Here is a 13,920-nt window from a genome sequence, read left to right on the forward strand (position 1 = left end):
GATCCAACCGTTAAATAGACAGAGGGCACAAAAGGCACCCGAAAAAGGAACTCAGCGCCCCCAGCAATCCTTGGTGGTCAGTCCGGCCGTTGCGTTGACCATGCCTCTGACACCCGTGTTGGTAATGGTGAAATTACCGCACCTGTCAGCCGCCATGGCCTTGCCGACCTTGCGCTCCGCCGTCAGCAGGAAGGTCTGATCGGTCAGGGTCGGGGTGATGGTATAGAAGTCATTACCGGCGCTCAGGCCGGTGGCATTGGCGTAGACATTATTCTTCGAATAGTAGCGTTCAAGGATCTGCGCTTGCTCGGAGAGCAGGCCGGCGACTTCAGTGCGGCGGCCCTTATTCACATACTCGGTGAGGCTCGGGTAGCCAATGGTGATGACGATCCCGATGATCGCAATCACGATCATGATTTCGATCAGGGTAAAACCTCGGTTGGATCTGCGCATGCCTCAACTCTCACTTACTGTATTTGTCGCCACATGATGCGACGGCTGCCGCCGCTGCCGGGCTTTTCCACCAGGGAGCTGATGCCACCGCTGGAGTCGTTCACAATCTTGCGGGACGCATTGTTGACGATCGCGTTCAGCGTCGGAATACCACCGGTGAAAATCACCCCGCTGGAAATCGAATCCTTGATGTCGACCAGCCCGTCGCCATTGCTGTCGAGCACCGCGTAATTGAGCATCTTACCGCTGAATGCATCCAGCTCGACCAGTTTGCCGGTACCGAAACTGGCGCATGGGTCGGTGGTGTCCACGCTGGCCGTGGTGAACACGATCCGGCCGGCCACCAGACTGGCCTGATTGATCACCCGCTCACCGGTTAACACGTTGTTGTACACCAGCGGCAGGTACCAGCCTTTTTTCGCCGGATAGGTCACGTCGTTCTGGCTGGTGGTGATGAATTGCCCACTGCTACCCGAGAACACGCCAGTTACCGACTGTGCCTGCAAACTGGACGTTGTGATTTGTCCGGAGCCACCTTGCGCATCCCACACGGCATAGAAAGCCTGAAGGTCTTTGTTGGTCTTGTCGGCAGTTTCATTGAATTTACCAGTACCGAAAAACACTTCCTTCCCTCCCAGCGCATTGTCCGCCAGCAATGGTTGCGCGGTAATTGGCTGGGTGATGCCACCTGCGGTGGTAAACAACGGTTGGCGGGAAAACGCCAGATCCCACGATTCCGGGGCGGTGGCGCTCAAATCAAACTTCCACAACCTCCCCTTCAAATCGCCGCCATAAGCGGCCTGCACTACGTTCTGCGAGTTGACCCGAAGTTTTACCGACGACAGGCCGTTGGCAGTCTCCGCGCCGTCGACCACTATTTTCTTGATCAGCGAACCGTCGCGAATGTCGACCACGTACAACGCTGCCACCCCGGAGTTGCTGCCATAACCGTTGGAGATGAATGCCGCCCATCGACCGTCGGCCAAGCGTGCCACTTCCGGTCGTGCGTAGGCATAACCCAGATCATTGAAAACGTTCGCCGTATTTGCTGTGGCCGGTGCGCTGATTTCCCACAACGCCTTGGTCACGTTACCGGCCGATGCGTCGAACAGTTGCAGCGCATAGAAGGTCCGCCCTCCCGCCCCTGTCCCGCCCAACGCAAGGGTTTTCCAGGCGCTGTTGAGCTGGGCATCGAACACGCCCACCTGGCCGTCCACCAGAAACTTGTGGCTCACCCCGTTTATGTAAGTGGGGTCGGCGATATAACGGAGTGACGGCAACACACTGGACGGCATAAAAGCGTAACGCCGTGTGCCATTGGCCGTGTTGATGACGTTTACAAAGCCGTCGTTGGCGTTCACCACGAGGCTGGCGTTCATGCTGGCCGCTTTGGTTGCCAGATAGGTGCTGTAAGTGGTGTCGCCTGACAGATCAGACGCGGTTTTATCCGTGGGAGATGCCAGGGCCAACGGCGAATTGATGATGTCGCCAAGCAGCACACTGCGCACTTTCAGGCCGGCCTTGTTGGTGCCCTTGCTCCACTCCACCAGATCGCTGCCGGTGATGCCGATGGGCAAACTCTGGTTGAGGGAAGTTTGCTGAGCAGGGGAAAAACTGGCGTAGGCCAGCGTCACAGCCGCGTTGGTCAGTGTGTTCCAGGATTGATAGGTCGGCGCCGTGGCTCCGGGCACGATGGCGGTATCTGTGGTCCATAACACCGAGGCGGTGTTGACCGTGCCAGCGGAGGTAAATCCGTAGGACTTGATCGTGCCGCGCCAATCCTTGGGATCGAAACTGGTCTGAAAGTAACTCGAACCGCTGGCCAGAGTGGTCCCGCTGGTGACGCCACTGCCGCCGGAGCCGGCCTTGGAGGTGATGTCGCTCAGGGCGGACGAGAGTGCACTGTTGAGGCCAGCACTGTCGGTCGCCTGGTAATACTTGCCCTGCCCGTACGTCGCCGCGTCCGACAACATCTGGTTCGCAGTGGCAAAACCGACGGTGTAGGTGTTCATGTTCTGTTTGGGAAAATCCGCTGCGTCCCAGTTTTTGTTCGCAAAATCGGTGCCGGTCGTGCGCATGTCGATGTCGAAGGCGAACTTGGCGATGTCATCCAGATAAAGGGTGTCGCCCTCATCGTCGCCACCGGGGCCGTCGTTGTTTATACCGTCCCAATTGGGCAGTCGGGTACCGCCCAAGGTATCGGTGGTCGGGAAGGTCCGGTCATAGGTGGGCAAGCCGTCGGTAATCACCACACCATAGTTTTTCTGGCAGCGGTACTGGATCGGACTGGTGTAGGTCGCGGGCGTCGAGTTGTAGAACGGTGCCATGCCGCGCATGTATCGGGTTACTTCGTAATAGGCTTCCGCCAGCGGCGTGTTGGCGACCGCACTCAAGCCGTTGATCGAGGTAATCAGGGCGTTGTAGTTGGCCTGGTCCGCCAGATCGCTAATGGAGCGGGCGATGTAGCCACCATTGCCGGCGTTGTTGCTGTTGACCGGATTGAACGTCGCCAGACCTATACGCAGCCCGCGGTTAGTGGTCACCAGATCGGTGGCCGCCTTGCGCGCAACGTTCATCCGGTAATCGTTGGGGATTGAGCCAGTGGTGAAGTCCTTGGTCGAACTGTTCGCCAGAGTGATCAGGTAAGACAGGTAGTTGGCCGAGTAACGGGTGTTCTGGCCGCCCACCGGATCGGGTAGTTTCAGACAAAACGAATTCAACCCAAAAAAGCCGTTATAAAAACCAAAATAACCTGACGCACAACCTCCGCGATTGAGACTGGACAGAAAAATATTGGTGTCGCTCATGTCGAGGTTTTGACCTCCCAGGCAGGAGAAATCTGAACTGCAGATGGTCACCTGAGGGCGATTTATGACCGTCGGATCGAAACCCGCCGCCCAGACGATGCTGTTCATGCTGCCCGAATCGTCAATCAACAACATCACGTTCGGCGCGACAGCAGCGGCGCTCAACAGCGGAGAATCCGACGGCGTGAAGGCATACGCTGGCGCTAAGAGATAAAGCCCCAACAGCACGCCGAAAACCAGGTGCCACAGCCGTTTAGTACTTCGCATAGATACTCTCCACCACACTGCGCGAGTTGCCCGCGATGCCGACTGCGGTCACCCGGTACAGCGTTGTCGAAGTGTTGCTCGGCACATTCACGGCGGTCAGGGTGGTGCCGATGTTCTGCACCCCGTAAAAACCGCTGCCGGAGGCGATCCAGGTCACCCCCGAGGTGGAATTGAAGCCGGCACCGGTGATTGTCGACGACTCGGCCGGTGGCGCGCATTGGGTGGTGCCGCTACAGACCGGCAACGAATAGGTCTCCAGTTGCACCGCGCTTTCACCCACGCGCAACGCCGATTCGGCGCCCTGGAACGACTGATTGCGCAAGGTCACGCTGGCCGCCATTTTTTCCTGCAGGGTGGCGTTTTGCATCGATGAAAGACCGATCAGTGTCAGCAACAGAAGAAACACCAGGCTAACCAGCAGCGCCATGCCACGCTGGGCGTGAGGGGTCATGGGAGAAATACTCATCGGCCCTCCCCTCATGGCAAGCGGTTGCGCAGAGCGGCAACCACGTTGAAGGTTTGATTGCGTACCCGGTTGTTCGGGTCGGTGAGGGTCAATGTCAGGCGAACACTGCGAATGCGCGCCGAATCAGAGGGGTTGCTGCTGTAACTGGAGGCGGCCACATCAGTAGCGGAACTGGCGAGGCCGAAGCTCACGTTGAAGGCACTGACGTTGTTCACCAGCACCGCCTGAGCCGGCGTGCCGGTGCCGACACCCATCAGCAGTTGATTGTTGCTAAAGCTGTAGATCAAGCGCCGGATCGGAAACGCCAGCTCGCCCGACGCCGGAACTCGGGCGCCGGTGTAGGCCGTTGCATTGTTCCGACAATCGGAAACCACCGTCCAGGTCGGTACCCCACCACTGCCGCCGACATCCGCTGTCACCAGGGTCAGTTTGAGGTTGGCGTTATCCCAACTGATCGGCGTTGTCTGGCTGGCATTGAAGTCACCCGCCGAACTTGAATCGGTGACCGTCCCCAGACATCCGAACATCCCGACCATGCGAATTTCCTGAATCATCTTGCTCAGCACGAACCGCGCATCTTCCTGCATGGCGGCAGCGGCGTTCTGGCTGACATAGGTGTTCTTGGCCGCGATGAAAATCTGCGCCACGCCCAGGACCACGACCAAACTCAATGCCAGGGCGATCAGTAACTCGATCAGGCCGAAACCTCTACTGGACCGGTTCATGGCGTCGGCATCGGATCGAGGGTGGCACGACTTGTCAGGACGAAACTGCGCCGCGAATTGGCTACATTCGCAGCCCGCGAGTCATCCCAGGTGATGGTGATGGTGTACACCCGCTGATTGAGCGTCACGCTGCCGGTGGCAGTGGCGCCGCCGAAATTGACAATGTTGGTGGTGAAGTCGTAGAGGTCCTGATCCCGGGCGACGCTCAGGTTGCCTGAGGTCGGAGGCGTGACGGTGTAGTCGGCACCGGAGTTGGCGCGAATGCGGTCCATCATGTCGTAGGCGATAAAACTGGCCTGGCTGGTCATCCGCGCGCTGTCAGTGTACTTCAGCGCATTGAGCTGAATCGCTGCCGCCCCCAACAGCCCCACGCTCAGAATCAACAACGCAACCAAGACTTCGATCAGCGTCATGCCCTCCTGTGCACGCTTGCTCCATCCCCTCATCCGCAATTTCCACCCAATAGAATTCGTCCGTTCAAACACACATTCAGCGTCCTGCTTTGCGCCCCCAGTACATAGCTGATCACCACCGCCGTGGACGGTGCCGACAGCCCGCCAAGGTTGTTGAAATCGATGGCGGTCACTCCTGAGGTTAGCGTCAGAGTCGCCCCGCTGCTCATCGCAGGAACAACCCGCAATACATTGGCCGGATTGCCCGTACCGTCATAGACCGTCAATTCCCCGGTCCAGACACTACCGCCGGCCGTCGGGCGCAGCCGGGTGGTGACACCACGGTCGATAGCCTCCAGTCGTGCGAAATTGAGTCCGCGTTGCAGATCGCCAATTTCGGTGTCGGCCTTGGTGCTTTGCACAGAACGAGTAAACGCTGGTACAGCCAGGGTGATCAGTATCAGAAACACCGCGAGCGCGACGAGCAACTCGATCAGCGTGAAACCTTTTGTACGATGATCCATCGGTGCCCTCCGTTGCCGTCGGCTATACCTGCCTCTACACGCTAGAACATTCGACCGGCAGGTGTTCAGTTGTTTTGCCATTACTCGCGCAGGGATCGCGCGGGCCGCAGCACTCCAGGGAGGGAGATGACATGCATCAGCGAGGTTTCAACCTGATCGAACTGCTCATGGGACTGACAATTGTCGGGATTGTTCTGCTGTTGGTCAGTCCGGCGTTTGCAGCACTGACTGAATCGAACCATCGCGAGCAGGTGGCAGAGTCGCTTATCAGCGGTATACGCAACGCCAGAACCGTTGCCATCACACGTAACCAGAGCGTCGTGATTCACGCCATCAACGGCGACTGGAGTCAGGGCTGGCGGATCATTCTGGATATCAGTGGTAAAGGGGCGGAGGACAACAGCAATCCGCTGCTGGTTGAGCGCGCGAGTGGCACTCGGGTGCCGATTGTCGGCAATTGGCCGGTCAGGCGATACATACGTTTCAACAGTATTGGCGAGCCACAGATGCCTGGACGGGCCTTTCAAGCGGGGACACTGCACATTTGCGCAGCCCGCGAACCGGTCACTCAGCTCCAGGTGGTGCTGGCCGCGACCGGCCGCGTCAGCCTGCGCAGCCATAAGGCTGAGCAGGCGCTGTGCCCAGGGGGCAAAAGCGTTAAAGCAGGGAGCGGACGCGCAACTCTTTAGGCATGGAGAAGGTGATGTTCTCCTCGCGACCGGCCAGTTCATCGGCACCGGTAGCGCCCCACGCCTGCAACTGCTGGATCACGCCACGCACCAGCACTTCCGGTGCGGAGGCGCCAGCGGTGATGCCGATTCGCTCGACACCGTCGAACCAGCTCTTTTGCAGGTCTTCGGCACCGTCGATCAGGTAGGCCGGGGTAGCCATGCGCTCGGCCAGTTCACGCAAGCGATTGGAGTTGGAGCTGTTCGGGCTGCCGACCACCAGTACCACGTCGCACTCGTCGGCCAGTTGCTTGACCGCATCCTGACGGTTTTGCGTGGCGTAGCAGATGTCGTCCTTGCGTGGGCCACCGATCGCCGGAAAGCGTGTACGCAGGGCGTCGATGACGCGGCTGGTATCGTCCATGGACAGGGTGGTCTGGGTCACGAACGCCAGTTTTTCAGGGTTGTTCACCTGCAAGGCGGCGACGTCTTTCTCGTCTTCAACCAGATAGATCGCGCCACCATTGCTGCCATCGTACTGGCCCATGGTGCCTTCGACTTCCGGGTGACCGGCGTGACCGATGAGGATGCATTCACGGCCGTCGCGGCTGTAGCGCGCAACTTCGATGTGTACCTTGGTCACCAGGGGACAGGTAGCGTCGAACACCTTCAGGCCACGACCGGCAGCTTCGGTACGCACTGCTTGGGAAACACCGTGGGCACTGAAGATCACGATGACGTCGTCCGGCACCTGATCCAGCTCTTCGACGAAGATCGCCCCGCGAGCGCGCAGGTCTTCGACGACGAATTTGTTGTGGACCACTTCGTGGCGCACGTAGATCGGCGGCCCGAAGACTTCCAGGGCGCGGTTGACGATTTCGATCGCCCGGTCCACACCGGCGCAGAAGCCACGGGGGTTGGCGAGTTTGATTTGCATGCTGTGCCTCGTGTCTTGCGCGCAAGAAATAGCGAAAACAGTAGAAAAACTACTTACTGTGGGAGTGAGCCTTTGTGGTGAGGGGATTTATCCCCGTTCGATTGCGAAGCAATCGTAAACCAGACAGCGCGTTCTCATTCAAGACCGCGGTGGTTGGGTTCAGGGGCGCTTCGCACCCCAACGGGGATAAATCCCCTCGCCACAAAGGCTCGCTCCCACACGTTACAGCGATTTGACGTTGATGATCTCGACGTCAAAGGTCAATGTCTTGCCGGCCAGCGGGTGGTTGAAGTCGATGGTCACTTGCTCGTCATCGAATTCCTTCACCACACCCGGCAACTCAGTATTGGCCGCATCGTTGAAGATCACCAGCAAGCCAGGCGACAGTTCCATGTCCTTGAACTGCGAGCGCGGGATGATCTGTACGTTCTGCGGGTTGGGTTGGCCAAAAGCGTTTTCCGGCTGAATCGTCAGCGTACGCTTGTCGCCAGCCTTGAAGCCGAACAGCGCTGCTTCGAACCCTGGCAACAGGTTGCCGTCACCGACCTTGAAGGTCGCCGGGGCTTTGTCGAAGGTGCTGTCGACGGTGTCGCCGTTCTCCAGGCGCAGTGCAAAGTGCAAAGTGACTTCCGTGTTCTGGCGGATGCGTTGCTCAGCCAATACCTGTTCAGTCATGAACGGTTTCTCCGGTTTTTTTGCTTTTGAACATGTCCAGCGCAAGCATTACGGCACCGACAGTGATTGCACTGTCGGCAAAGTTGAACGCCGGGAAATACCAGCGGTTCTGCCAATGCACCAGAATGAAATCGATCACATGGCCCAGGGCAATGCGGTCATACAGATTACCCAGCGCGCCACCCAGCACCATAGCCAAAGCGACGGCCAGCCAGGTTTCGTTGCGCCCCAGACGCTTGAGCCACACTACCAGCACCGCACTGACCACGACCGCGATCAGGGCAAACAACCAGCGCTGCCAGCCGGAGCTGTCGGCCAGGAAGCTGAACGCCGCGCCCGTGTTGTAGGCCAGGGTCCAGCTGAACAGATCGGGGATCACCACGATCTGCTGGTACATCTCGAGCTTGCCTTCGAAGTAAAACTTGCTGGCCTGGTCGATGACCAGGACCAGCAAACTCAACCAGAGCCAGCTCAGCCGTCCGAAACGGCCAGCCGCATTAGGCATAGTGACGAACCTCGCCAGCGCCGCTGATGTTGTCGACGCAACGACCGCAGATTTCCGGATGCTCCGGGTTCACGCCGACGTCTTCACGGCAGTGCCAGCAACGGGCGCACTTGGCGTGGCTCGACTTGACCACTTGCAGTTTCAAACCGGTGACTTCGGTGACCACGGCATCGGCCGGCGCCTGAACGAACGGTGCAACGGTAGCGGTCGAGGTGATCAATACGAAGCGCAGTTCGTTGCTCAGCTTGGCCAGGTCGGCGCTCAGCGCCTCTTCGGCGAACAGCGTCACTTCGGCTTGCAGGTTGCCACCGACGGCCTTGGCCGCGCGCTGGATTTCCATTTCCTTGTTGACCGCGACCTTCACCGCCATGATCCGCTCCCAGTAGGCGCGGTCCAGTTCGACGTCTGCCGGCAGCTCGGTCAGACCTTCGTACCAGGTGTTGAGCATTACCGATTCGTTACGCTCGCCCGGCAGGTATTCCCACAGTTCGTCAGCGGTGAATGCCAGGATCGGCGCGATCCAGCGCACCAGCGCTTCAGAGATGTGGTACAGCGCGGTTTGCGCCGAACGGCGGGCCTTGCTGTTGGCGCCAGTGGTGTACTGACGGTCCTTGATGATGTCGAGGTAGAAACCGCCCAACTCCTGCACGCAGAAGTTGTGGATCTTGGAGTAGACGTTCCAGAAGCGATATTCACCGTAGTGCTCTTGCAGCTCGCGTTGCAGCAGCAGGGTGCGGTCCACGGCCCAACGGTCCAGCGCCAGCATTTCTTCGGCCGGCAGGATGTCGGTGGCCGGGTTGAAACCGGTCAGGTTGGAGAGCAGGAAGCGTGCGGTGTTACGGATCCGCCGGTAGGCGTCCGCACTGCGCTGCAGGATCTGCTCGGAAACCGCCATTTCACCCGAGTAATCGGTGGAAGCAACCCACAGACGCATGATGTCGGCGCCCAGCGTGTCGTTGACCTTTTGTGGCGCAATCACGTTGCCCAGGGACTTGGACATCTTGCGGCCGGACTCGTCGACGGTGAAGCCGTGGGTCAGCAGTTCGCGGTACGGCGCGTGGTTGTCGATGGCACAACCGGTCAGCAACGACGAGTGGAACCAGCCACGGTGTTGGTCCGAACCTTCCAGGTACAGGTCGGCACGTGGACCGGTCTCGTGGCCCATCGGGTGCGAACCGCGCAGAACGTGCCAGTGCGTGGTGCCCGAATCGAACCAGACGTCCAGGGTGTCGCTGATCTTGTCGTACTGCGGCGCTTCGTCACCGAGCAGCTCGGCGGCGTCCATCTTGAACCAGGCTTCGATGCCTTCGACTTCGACGCGCTTGGCGACTTCTTCCATCAATTCAGCGGTACGTGGGTGCAGCTCGCCGCTTTCCTTGTTCAGGAAGAACGGAATCGGCACGCCCCAGTTGCGCTGACGGGAGATGCACCAGTCCGGACGGTTGGCAATCATCGAGTGCAGGCGCGCCTGGCCCCAGGCCGGAACGAACTTGGTCTCTTCGATGGCTTTGATCGCCCGCTTGCGCAGGGTGTCGCCGGTCACAGGTTCTTTGTCCATGCCGATGAACCACTGCGCGGTGGCGCGGTAGATCAGCGGGGTCTTGTGACGCCAGCAGTGCATGTAGCTGTGTTCGATGATGCTGGTGTGCAGCAGCGCACCCACTTCGGTCAGCTTGTCGACGATGGCCGGGTTGGCCTTCCAGATGAACTGGCCGCCGAAGAACTCCAGCGACGTTGCATAAACGCCGTTGCTCTGTACCGGGTTGAGGATGTCGTCGTTGACCATGCCGTACTTCTTGCAGGTCACGAAGTCGTCCACGCCGTAGGCTGGCGAGGAGTGAACCACACCGGTGCCAGCGCCCAGTTCAACGTACTCCGCCAGGTAAACCGGCGACAGGCGGTCGTAGAACGGGTGACGGAAGTTGATCAGTTCCAGCTCTTTACCGGTGGTGGTCGCAACGACCGAGCCTTCCAGGCTGTAACGGGCCAGGCACGACTCGACCAGCTCTTCAGCCAGCACCAGCAGTTTGTCGCCAACGTCGACCAGGGCGTAGTTGAATTCCGGGTGAACGTTCAACGCCTGGTTGGCCGGGATGGTCCACGGGGTGGTGGTCCAGATCACGATCGAGGCAGGTTTACCCAGCGACGGTAGACCGAAAGCGGCAGCCAGCTTGGCTTCGTCGGCAATCGGGAACGCCACGTCGATGGTCGAGGACTTTTTGTTCTCGTACTCTACTTCCGCTTCAGCCAGGGCCGAACCGCAGTCGAAGCACCAGTTCACAGGCTTCAGGCCCTTGAACACGAAACCGCCCTTGACGATTTCAGCCAAGGCACGGATTTCGCCGGCCTCGTTTTTGAAGTCCATGGTCTTGTACGGGTTGGCGAAATCGCCCAACACGCCCAGACGGATGAATTCGGACTTCTGGCCTTCGATCTGCTCGGTGGCGTAGGCACGGCACAATTCGCGGGTCTTGTCCGCGCCCAGGTTTTTACCGTGGGTCACTTCGACTTTGTGCTCGATCGGCAGACCGTGGCAGTCCCAGCCCGGAACATAAGGCGCGTCGAAACCCGAAAGGGTTTTCGAGCGGATGATCATGTCCTTGAGAATCTTGTTCAGCGCATGACCGATGTGAATCGTGCCGTTGGCGTACGGAGGACCGTCGTGAAGTACGAACTTCGGACGATCCTTGCCAATCTCGCGCAACTTACCGTACAGGCCAATGCTGTCCCAGCGCTGCAGAATCTGCGGTTCGCGCTGAGGCAGGCCGGCCTTCATTGGGAAGGCGGTGTCCGGAAGGTTTAGCGTGGCTTTATAGTCGGTCATTTAAGGCTCTTCATTAGCGATTGGCGCTAGGTGCGACAGGGCACGGGCGGCGGCAACATCCGCATTGATCGCCGTCTTAAGCGCCTCCAGAGAGGCGAAACGCTGCTCTTCACGCAGCTTGTGGTGGAAAACCACCGTCAAACGCCGGTCATACAGATCGCCGGCAAAATCTAAAAGATGCACTTCGAGGTGGGCTTTGCCATCCCCTTGAACGGTTGGCCGCACGCCAATGTTGGCGACGCCTGGCCAGGTCTTGCCGTCGATGTCGACATTGACCAGGTAAACCCCGGTCAGCGGCACGCGACGACGCTTGAGTTGTATGTTGGCCGTGGGCGTACCCAACTGGCGCGCCAGCTTCTGGCCATGCAGGACCCGCCCGGCAATCCGGAACGGACGACCGAGCAGTCGCTCGGCCAAGGCAAAATCGGCAGCGGCCAGGGCATTGCGGACCTGGGTGCTGCTGACGCGAATACCGTCCAGCTCGACGGTTTGCGCCGCTTCGACGGTAAAGCCTTGCAGGACGCCGGCCTGTTGCAGGAAATCGAAATCCCCTACCCGGTCACAGCCGAAACGGAAATCGTCACCGACCTCAAGATGTTGTACACCGAGGCCGTCCACCAGAATGGTATCGACGAATTCGGCGGCGCTGAGCTTGCTCAGGCGGTGGTTGAAGGCCAGGCACAGGACCCGGTCGACACCTTCCTCGGCCAGCAGCTGCAGTTTGTCCCGCAGCCGGGCCAGACGGGCCGGCGCCGTGTCCGGCGCGAAGAACTCTCGCGGCTGCGGCTCAAAAATCACCACGCAGCTGGGCACGCCCAACTCGAGCGCACGCTCACGGAGCCTCGCCAGGATAGCCTGGTGGCCACGGTGAACACCGTCAAAGTTGCCAATAGTGGCGACACAGCCCCGATGCTGGGGGCGCAAGTTGTGGAGGCCTCGAACCAGCTGCATAACGCGCTTCTTGCTCATAAAGTGGTCGATTATAACCACACCCGGCGGCCGACGACAGGCAACACCGTAACCCAAAGTGATCGAGCCGACAAAACCGTCGATTCGCCCGTGTTTATCGAGGTCGTGACCTCAGCTCAGCGCTTTGCGATTGAAGTCGCGCAAACGGAAGCCCATTAACAGCAACATGCCGAAATAAGCCACCACACCGGCACCGACCAATGCGCCCAGACGCAGGAACCTCTCCAGCATATGCCCCTGATCCCAGGCTGGCATGAAATGCATTCCAACCAGTAACACAGCAGACATCACCAACACTGCTATCACTAGCTTGAAGCCGAACTTCGCCCAACCCGGTTGCGGCTCATACATCTGCTGCTTGCGCAGCTGATAGAACAGCAGGCCGGCGTTAATGCAGGCGCCGATGCTGATGGCCAGCGCCAGGCCGGCGTGGGCCAGGGGGCCGATCAACACCAGGTTGAACAATTGGGTAACGATCAGGGTGAAAATCGCGATTTTTACCGGCGTGCGGATGTTTTGTTGCGCATAAAAGCCCGGCGCCAGCACTTTGATCACGATGATCCCGAGCAAACCGACCGAATAAGCGATCAGCGCCCGTTGGGTCATGGAGGCGTCAAACGCGCTGAACTGGCCGTACTGGAATAAAGAAACCGTCAGCGGCTCGGCGAGAATCCCCAGCGCCAGTGAGCACGGCAACACCAGCATGAAGCACAGGCGCAGCCCCCAATCGAGGATTCGCGAGTATTCCTGGCGATCCTTGCTGGCGTAGGTCTTGGCCAGGGTCGGCAGAAGAATCGTGCCCAACGCTACACCCAGAACACCGGACGGTAATTCCATCAAACGGTCAGCGTAGTACATCCAGGACACGGAACCGGCGACCAGGAACGAGGCGAAAATGGTATTGATGATCAGCGAAATCTGGCTCACGGAGACGCCGAGAATCGCCGGCAGCATTTGTTTCATGACCCGCCAGACGCCGCTGTCACGCAGGTTCAGGCGTGGCAGCACCAGCATGCCGATCTTTTTCAGGTGCGGCAGCTGATAGAGCAATTGCGCCAGACCACCCACCAGTACTGCCCAGCCCAGCGCCATGACCGGCGGATCGAAGTACGGCGTCAGGAACACCGAAAAGATGATCATGCTGACGTTGAGCAGGGTCGGCACGAAGGCCGGCACCGAGAAGCGGTTATAGGTATTTAGGATCGCCCCGGCCAATGAAGACAGGGAGATCAGCAATATATAAGGAAAGGTCACGCGCAACAGGCTGGCCGTCAGCTCGAATTTTTCCGGCGTATCGGTGAAACCCGGCGCAGTCGCCCAGATGACCCACGGCGCAGCGATCATGCCCAACGCGGTGACCAATGCCAGCACCAGCGTCAGCAGGCCCGAGACGTAAGCAATGAAGGTTCGCGTCGCCTCCTCGCCCTTCTGGCTTTTATATTCAGCAAGAATCGGCACGAATGCCTGGGAAAAAGCCCCCTCGGCGAAGATCCGTCGCAGCAGATTGGGCAATTTGAAGGCGATAAAGAAGGCGTCAGTCGCCATCCCGGCGCCAAATGTGCGTGCAATGAGAGTGTCACGAACGAACCCCAGAATCCGGGAAAGCATCGTGATAGAGCTGACGGCGGCCAACGATTTGAGCAGATTCATTGAAAGAGTTTGTGCCTGTCGATAAACAGCAGGCGAACAAAGCGCCTACTTATGCGAT

At 59.2% G+C, this 13,920-nt stretch carries 14 protein-coding genes; 2 read left to right on the forward strand and 12 right to left on the reverse strand.

Annotated features, from left to right (window positions below; all coding sequences use genetic code 11):
* Positions 1-51 precede the first annotated feature (51 nt).
* Genes ACA079_RS28005 through ACA079_RS28030 form a run of 6 tightly spaced genes read right to left on the reverse strand, consistent with a single transcriptional unit; the run spans position 52 to position 5,634 of the window.
* Entirely contained in the window at positions 52-453 is a 402-nt protein-coding gene (locus tag ACA079_RS28005; protein ID WP_497701667.1) for a type IV pilin protein, read from the reverse strand.
* 14 nt (positions 454-467) lie between these two features.
* Positions 468-3,527: a pilus assembly protein gene (locus ACA079_RS28010; RefSeq protein ID WP_497701668.1), complete on the reverse strand. Its 3,060-nt coding sequence runs from the start codon at positions 3,525-3,527 to the stop codon at positions 468-470.
* The gene (locus ACA079_RS28015) at positions 3,514-3,993 is read right to left on the reverse strand and encodes a pilus assembly PilX family protein (RefSeq protein WP_497701669.1); all 480 of its coding nucleotides are present in this window, start codon (positions 3,991-3,993) and stop codon (positions 3,514-3,516) included. Before ACA079_RS28015 ends, ACA079_RS28010 begins: the two co-directional genes overlap by 14 nt.
* A gap of 11 nt (positions 3,994-4,004) precedes the next feature.
* On the reverse strand, positions 4,005-4,718 hold the full coding sequence (locus tag ACA079_RS28020) for a PilW family protein (protein WP_497701670.1): 714 nt from the start codon (positions 4,716-4,718) through the stop codon (positions 4,005-4,007).
* Positions 4,715-5,164, reverse strand: coding sequence for a type IV pilus modification protein PilV (pilV, locus tag ACA079_RS28025; protein WP_497701671.1), 450 nt, complete (start codon positions 5,162-5,164; stop codon positions 4,715-4,717). The genes ACA079_RS28020 and pilV overlap by 4 nt, the downstream gene beginning before the upstream one ends.
* Positions 5,161-5,634 (reverse strand): GspH/FimT family pseudopilin, encoded by a 474-nt coding sequence (locus ACA079_RS28030; RefSeq protein ID WP_497701672.1) that lies wholly within the window; start codon positions 5,632-5,634, stop codon positions 5,161-5,163. The genes pilV and ACA079_RS28030 overlap by 4 nt, the downstream gene beginning before the upstream one ends.
* A gap of 131 nt (positions 5,635-5,765) precedes the next feature.
* Here ACA079_RS28030 and ACA079_RS28035 point away from each other — a divergent pair, with 131 nt between their 5' ends.
* Positions 5,766-6,323, forward strand: a complete 558-nt coding sequence (locus tag ACA079_RS28035) for a GspH/FimT family pseudopilin (RefSeq protein ID WP_497701673.1) — start codon at positions 5,766-5,768, stop codon at positions 6,321-6,323.
* Here the strand turns inward: ACA079_RS28035 and ispH are convergent.
* The 5 genes from ispH to ribF all read right to left on the reverse strand — a co-directional run bounded on the left by ispH (position 6,292) and on the right by ribF (position 12,194).
* On the reverse strand, positions 6,292-7,239 hold the full coding sequence (gene ispH, locus ACA079_RS28040; protein ID WP_033054296.1) for a 4-hydroxy-3-methylbut-2-enyl diphosphate reductase: 948 nt from the start codon (positions 7,237-7,239) through the stop codon (positions 6,292-6,294). The genes ACA079_RS28035 and ispH overlap by 32 nt on opposite strands.
* Before the next feature lie 222 nt (positions 7,240-7,461).
* Positions 7,462-7,899 (reverse strand): FKBP-type peptidyl-prolyl cis-trans isomerase, encoded by a 438-nt coding sequence (gene fkpB, locus ACA079_RS28045; protein ID WP_177333623.1) that lies wholly within the window; start codon positions 7,897-7,899, stop codon positions 7,462-7,464.
* A gap of 7 nt (positions 7,900-7,906) precedes the next feature.
* Positions 7,907-8,419, reverse strand: coding sequence for a signal peptidase II (gene lspA, locus ACA079_RS28050; protein ID WP_497701674.1), 513 nt, complete (start codon positions 8,417-8,419; stop codon positions 7,907-7,909).
* The gene (gene ileS / locus ACA079_RS28055) at positions 8,412-11,243 is read right to left on the reverse strand and encodes an isoleucine--tRNA ligase (RefSeq protein WP_497701675.1); all 2,832 of its coding nucleotides are present in this window, start codon (positions 11,241-11,243) and stop codon (positions 8,412-8,414) included. The genes lspA and ileS overlap by 8 nt, the downstream gene beginning before the upstream one ends.
* Complete coding sequence (ribF, locus tag ACA079_RS28060; protein ID WP_415759073.1) at positions 11,244-12,194, reverse strand: bifunctional riboflavin kinase/FAD synthetase; 951 nt, start codon at positions 12,192-12,194, stop codon at positions 11,244-11,246.
* Here ribF and ACA079_RS28065 point away from each other — a divergent pair.
* On the forward strand, positions 12,102-12,371 hold the full coding sequence (locus tag ACA079_RS28065; RefSeq protein WP_497704409.1) for a hypothetical protein: 270 nt from the start codon (positions 12,102-12,104) through the stop codon (positions 12,369-12,371). The two genes, ribF and ACA079_RS28065, sit on opposite strands and share 93 nt — an antisense overlap.
* Here ACA079_RS28065 and murJ read toward each other — a convergent pair.
* On the reverse strand, positions 12,324-13,862 hold the full coding sequence (gene murJ / locus ACA079_RS28070) for a murein biosynthesis integral membrane protein MurJ (RefSeq protein ID WP_497701676.1): 1,539 nt from the start codon (positions 13,860-13,862) through the stop codon (positions 12,324-12,326). The two genes, ACA079_RS28065 and murJ, sit on opposite strands and share 48 nt — an antisense overlap.
* Positions 13,863-13,920: the final 58 nt, after the last annotated feature.

This window comes from Pseudomonas sp. LBUM1645 (assembly GCF_059716185.1).

Bases quoted from the DNA above. Each gene is read 5' to 3' on its own strand.
- ACA079_RS28005 (WP_497701667.1), bottom strand. From the start codon at position 453: ATGCGCAGATCCAACCGAGGTTTTACCCTGATCGAAATCATGATCGTG.
- ACA079_RS28010 (WP_497701668.1), bottom strand. From the start codon at position 3,527: ATGCGAAGTACTAAACGGCTGTGGCACCTGGTTTTCGGCGTGCTGTTG.
- ACA079_RS28015 (WP_497701669.1), bottom strand. From the start codon at position 3,993: ATGAGTATTTCTCCCATGACCCCTCACGCCCAGCGTGGCATGGCGCTG.
- ACA079_RS28020 (WP_497701670.1), bottom strand. From the start codon at position 4,718: ATGAACCGGTCCAGTAGAGGTTTCGGCCTGATCGAGTTACTGATCGCC.
- pilV (WP_497701671.1), bottom strand. From the start codon at position 5,164: ATGAGGGGATGGAGCAAGCGTGCACAGGAGGGCATGACGCTGATCGAA.
- ACA079_RS28030 (WP_497701672.1), bottom strand. From the start codon at position 5,634: ATGGATCATCGTACAAAAGGTTTCACGCTGATCGAGTTGCTCGTCGCG.
- ACA079_RS28035 (WP_497701673.1), top strand. From the start codon at position 5,766: ATGCATCAGCGAGGTTTCAACCTGATCGAACTGCTCATGGGACTGACA.
- ispH (WP_033054296.1), bottom strand. From the start codon at position 7,239: ATGCAAATCAAACTCGCCAACCCCCGTGGCTTCTGCGCCGGTGTGGAC.
- lspA (WP_497701674.1), bottom strand. From the start codon at position 8,419: ATGCCTAATGCGGCTGGCCGTTTCGGACGGCTGAGCTGGCTCTGGTTG.
- ileS (WP_497701675.1), bottom strand. From the start codon at position 11,243: ATGACCGACTATAAAGCCACGCTAAACCTTCCGGACACCGCCTTCCCA.
- ribF (WP_415759073.1), bottom strand. From the start codon at position 12,194: ATGCAGCTGGTTCGAGGCCTCCACAACTTGCGCCCCCAGCATCGGGGC.
- murJ (WP_497701676.1), bottom strand. From the start codon at position 13,862: ATGAATCTGCTCAAATCGTTGGCCGCCGTCAGCTCTATCACGATGCTT.